The sequence below is a fragment of the Streptomyces sp. NPDC054841 genome, from assembly GCF_053611045.1.
In genome coordinates this window covers 1-5,148 of the sequence record NZ_JBSGZO010000555.1, presented here as the reverse complement: position 1 = coordinate 5,148, position 5,148 = coordinate 1, and the positions used below count along the sequence as shown (strand labels likewise).

The window sequence follows — 5,148 nt, the reverse complement described above, 5'->3', positions numbered from 1 at the left end:
GTGTTGATGCAGTTCACCACCTTGTTCATCAGGTTCTGGTCGAAGACGTTGATGAAGTCTCCGTGGTCGGTGATCGGCTTGTGCAGCTGCTCCGGGAAGGAGTCGACCGCGAAGACGCTGGGGTTGTCACCGCCGAAGGCCGGGGGCGGAACGTCGTAGACGATGCGCTGCACCAGCTGCGGAATGGCCCGGAAACCGTTCTGGCAGCGGCCGTTCTGATCCGCGAAGGCGACATGGGTGCGGTGATTGGCGCTGTCGGTGTTCTGACCGTCCCAGCAGCTCTGGAACTTGAAGGTCCGTACCACCTGACTGCCCTCGGGGCAGACCGGGTACTTGTCCTTCAGCTGACGGTCCTCGAATCCGGTGCAGCTCCAGGACGCATTGGCATTGGCGTCACCGTTGACGAAAGCCTTGGCGTCACCGGTGATGATGCGCAGGAAACGGGGCATGGCCGTGACCTTGCTGACCGGACTTCCCACGAAATTCAGCGTGACCTGGGCCGGCTGCTGGATCTCTCCGACGTTCTGGTCCTTGCCGCCGCCGTCGGCCTGGGCGTCGTTCTCGTCCTGTCCGTTCTGCACGCGCAGGACGGGCCAGTAATAAGTCGACTTGTCGCCCTGATTACGGCAGCTCGTGTCACCGTTGGCAAGGTCGTCGTCACTCGCGAAAGCGTCGTTCGCCTGGTTGCCGACGTAGTCATGCATATGGTGCGCGCCATTGCTCACGCCGGGCGCGACGATGACATTGTCCGGATTGAACTTGCCGTTCTCGTTCTTGCCGCAGTCGGTGGTGAATTTGCCGCGCGAGGCGCCGCGGCGCTGCTGCGGGTTCTGGACGTTCGGCTGGACGGACTGGATGTCGACGAAGTCGGCCTCCTCGGGGCCGTTGCCGGCCTGACCGCCGTTGTCGTTGCCCTGGTCGCCGCCGTCCTGGCCGCCGTCCTGACCCTGGCCCTGGTCTTGACCCTGGTCCTGGTCCTGGTCCTGGCCCTGGTCCTGACCTTGGTCCTGGCCCTGACCTTGATCCTGGCCCTGGTCCTGGCCGCCGTTCTGGTTGTCGTCGGCCCGCAGCGTGCACGGCGCCATGTTCTCCAGGCCCTGCGGCTTGGCGGCGCCACGCTCGATGAGCGCGATGATCCGCTGAATGATCACCAGCCGCTCGTTCCTCAGCGGGGAGAGGATCTGCTGCTGGCCGTAGGCGGGATCGCTCTCGATCCGCTCTTTGTTCTCGGCGAACCTCTGATAGGCGGTGGTGATCTGGGTGTCCAGCGTGGCGAGTTCGCGGTCGACGGAACCGCGCTCCTGCTGGGGTACTTCGGGCAGTTCGTTGCCGACGTCCGGGCAGTCGATGGTGGAAACCGACTGTCCGGCGGCGGCCTGGGTCTTGTTTTCAGGGCTCTGACCGGTCCAGCCCTCACCTGCGGATGCGTAGACGTTGACCGCGATCAGCCCACCCCCGCCCAGAATGAGGGCAGCCGAGGCGGCGATCGCTCGGTTTGCCAGCGTCGAGCGTTTGCGTGATGTGCGTCCCATGGAACTCCAATCCCGGGAGGGGAGAAGCGCGTCGTTCCATACGGACACCAATCATGGCTCGTTCAAGGGGAGTTGGAATTCGTAGAATTCTCCATTCGCAAACCGGGCGGAATGCGTGAGATCACGCGAGAACACGTGATTACCGGTCGAGACAGGCCAGTACCGCGAGGACCCGGCGACTGTCGTCGTCCGGCACCGTCAGAGCCGGCTTCACGAAGAACCACCGCCCCGGGCCGGGGTCACGGACGGGCGAGCAGCGCGGACTCCTGGGCGGGGGACAGGCCCACCTGGCTGCGGTCCGGGCGCTGCGGAGCCTGGCCACCGAGGGACCGGAGCCAGGACCAGGTGTCGGCCACCGTCTCCTCGACCGGCCGGCAATGCAGGCCCGCCGCCAGAGCCTTCGACACATCCGCGCCGTGCATCGCGTCGTACAGCTCACCTCGCGGGATCCAGATCGGCAGATCCGACCATGGCTCGACCCCGGCCGCGGTGATCGTGTCCTCGTCGAGCCAGCGCAGCTCCGCGTCGGAGCCGGTCACGCGTACGCATGCCGCAAGCAGTTCGCCCATGGTCGTGTGCCCGCTCGGGCTCACCAGGTTGTACGGGCCCGAGAGCCCCTTCTCCGACGCATCGAGGGTCCACTCGGCGAGGTCGCGTACGTCGATGTACTGGAGTGGCAGATCCCGCGGCCCGGGCGCGGGCACCGGGCCGCCGCGGGCCACCCGGCCCAGCCACCACGGCAGTCGGCCCACGTTCTCCCACGGGCCGATGATCAGTCCCGCACGCACCAGCAGCGAGCGGTCCTCGCCGAACGCCTCCACCGCGGCCAGTTCGCCGCCCCGCTTGTCGCGGGCGTAGTCCGTGGCGTCCGCACCGGCCGCCGCGCCCTCGACCAGGGGGCCGTCCTCGTCGAGACCCGTGGCGGGCGGCCACGCGTAGACCGAGCGGCTGGACACGTAGACGTAACGGCCCGTCCGGTCCGCGAGCAGCCGTGCCGCCTCGCGCACGGCGGACGGCGCGGCCGACCAGGTGTCGACCACGACGTCCCACTCGCCCTCCGCGAGTGCCTCCAGGCCACCGGGCGCGACCCGGTCGCCGTGCAGAACCCGCACACCGCCCGGTGCCTCGTGCCGCCCCCGGTGGAACACCGTCACCTGCCAGTCGCGCGCGAGCGCGGCCTCCGCGACCGCCCGCCCCACGAACTCCGTGCCGCCCAGAATCAGAAGTCTCATGGCTGTGACCATGCCCCTTCGGGGCGCGTGACGAGCGGTTTTCCGCTGCGAGGGAAATCCGGCGGTGCCGCCCGCCTGCCGGAACCCGGCCCCGGGATGGCACCATATTCAAGCCATGACGGATTCCCGGTCGCCGATACGCGCCCTCCGAGCCGCACTGTTCGCGTCGGTGTGCGTGACATTGGCCGCGGTGGGGCATTCATCCGTATCTGGCCATGATCTCCCGGTCGCGGCAGTGCTGCTCGCCTTCCCGGTGACCCTGGCCGCGGCCTGGCTCGCGGGCAACCGCCGCCGCGGCGTGCTCACCATCGGCGCGGGACTGCTGACCGTGCAGGGCGTCCTGCACCTGATCTTCGCCGGCGCCGACTCGCACGGCTCGTCCGCCGGTGCTCGCCGGCACACCGCCGGTGCGGCAGCAACTGCCGCGAGCACCACGGCCGCCGACGCCTCGGCAGCTCACGCCATGGGTTCCGACCCCATGGCCGCGAGCGCCATGGGCTCCGGCGCCGACTCCATGGGGGCCGCCTACTCCATGGGTGCGGACACCATGACCGCAGACGCCATCGCCTCGGCCACCACACAACTGCCGCACCTCACCGCCGGCTCCGGCGGCATGCTCGCCGCCCATGTGCTCGCCGCCGCCGTCTGCGCGCTGTGGCTCGCACGCGGAGAAGCCGCCTTCTTCCGGCTGGCCCGGACCGTCGGCACTCTGGCCTTCGCACCGCTGCGTCTGCTGCTCGCCGTCGTACGCGTGCCGGAACTCCCGCACCCCGTACGCCCGCGACCCCGCACCCGACGCCTCCACGGCGTCGTCCTCGCGCACAGCGTCTCCCTGCGGGGCCCGCCCGGCCGCCCCTTCACCCGCGCCACGGCCCCTGGAGTGAACGTCTGACACCGGGGACCGCATATCCCCATGTCAACGTGCACCAACTCCGAGGAGAGCCATGGCCATTGACGACTCCGTCAAGCCCGAAGAGCCGACGGCCGATTCACCGACCACCCCCACTCCCCGCCCCGCCTTCACATGGAGCGCGCTGCGCCCGCTCGTGCTGCGCATCCACTTCTACGCGGGTGTGCTCATCGCCCCCTTGCTCCTTCTCGCCGCCGCCACCGGACTGCTGTACGCGCTCGCGCTGCCGGCGGAGAAGGTGCTCTACAGCCATGAGCTGACCACCGACGTCGGCAAGACGACCGTTTCGCTCGAGACCCAGGTCTCGGCGGCCCGCGACGCCCATCCGCAGGGCACGGTCACCGCGGTGTGGCCGTCGCCGGAAGAGGGCGCGACCACCCGGGTCCTCATGCAGAGTCCCGAGGTGGGCGAGGACAAGGACCTCACGGTCTTCGTCGACCCCTACACCGGGAAAGTGCGCGGACAGCTGGAGACCTCCGGCGACGCGCTGCCGATACGCACCTGGCTGTCGGGGCTGCACTCGAACCTGCAGCTCGGCGAGACCGGGCGGATCTACAGCGAGATGGCCGCCAGCTGGATGTGGGTCGTCGCCCTCGGCGGTCTGCTGCTGTGGATCGGACGCAAGCGGTCCGGTCGCAAGGCGCTCCTGCTGCCCGACCGCACCGCCACCGGCCGCCGCAGGACCCTGTCCTGGCACGGCTCCGTCGGCCTGTGGGCCGTCGTCGGTCTCCTCGTCCTTTCCGCCACCGGCCTGACCTGGTCGACGTACGCCGGTGCCAACATCGACAAGATCCAGACCCAGTTGGGCGGGGCCACCCCGTCCGTCGCAGCCGCACTCGACGGACAGGACTCCGGCGGCGGCCACCAGGGCCACGGGGCCGGACACGGCAGCCCCAAGCCCGCCACCGGCCCGGACGCCGGCCTCGACAAGGTCGTCGAGGCGGCCCGGGCCGAAGGCGTCGACGAGCAGATCCAGATCACCCTGCCCGGCGACGGCCAGGGATATGTGGTCAAGGAGCGCGACCGGCAGTTCCCGGTCCACCTCGACTCCGTCGCCGTCGACCCGGCCGACGGACGGGTCATGGACACCCTGCGCTTCGCGGACTACCCGCTGCTCGCCAAGCTGACCCGCTTCGGCATCGACGTCCACATGGGCTACACCTTCGGCCTGGTCAATCAACTGGCCCTCGCGTCCCTCGCCGTCGCGCTGATGTTCCTCGTCATCTGGGGCTACCGCATGTGGTGGCTGCGCCGGCCGACCAAGGAGAACAAGCTGAGCGCCGGCCGTCCCATGCCGCGCGGCGCCTGGCGCAAGGTGCCGGTGCCCGCCCTGCTCCCGCTCGCCGCGGCGACCGCGCTGGTGGGCTGGTTCATACCGCTGCTCGGCATCAGCCTGCTGGTGTTCCTCGCCGTCGACGTCGCACTGGGCCTGGTGGCCGGGGCACGCGCGAAGGCGTGACGAACGGAGGGGGCC

The 5,148-nt window shown here is 69.7% G+C and carries 4 protein-coding genes; 2 read left to right on the top strand and 2 right to left on the bottom strand.

Translation table 11 applies throughout. The features are described 5' to 3' along the window. The coding region (locus tag ACWGI8_RS39020) for a DUF1996 domain-containing protein (protein WP_453668188.1) at positions 1 to 1,532 on the bottom strand (1,532 nt) is incomplete at its 3' end. Between the two features lie 239 nt (positions 1,533 to 1,771). Beyond that, complete coding sequence (locus ACWGI8_RS39015) at positions 1,772 to 2,764, bottom strand: NAD-dependent epimerase/dehydratase family protein (protein ID WP_453668187.1); 993 nt, start codon at positions 2,762 to 2,764, stop codon at positions 1,772 to 1,774. A gap of 115 nt (positions 2,765 to 2,879) precedes the next feature. Here ACWGI8_RS39015 and ACWGI8_RS39010 point away from each other — a divergent pair, with 115 nt between their 5' ends. Further along, positions 2,880 to 3,656, top strand: coding sequence for a hypothetical protein (locus ACWGI8_RS39010; RefSeq protein WP_453668186.1), 777 nt, complete (start codon positions 2,880 to 2,882; stop codon positions 3,654 to 3,656). 52 nt (positions 3,657 to 3,708) lie between these two features. Further along, positions 3,709 to 5,133, top strand: a complete 1,425-nt coding sequence (locus ACWGI8_RS39005; protein ID WP_453668185.1) for a PepSY-associated TM helix domain-containing protein — start codon at positions 3,709 to 3,711, stop codon at positions 5,131 to 5,133. The last annotated feature ends 15 nt before the right edge of the window (positions 5,134 to 5,148 follow it).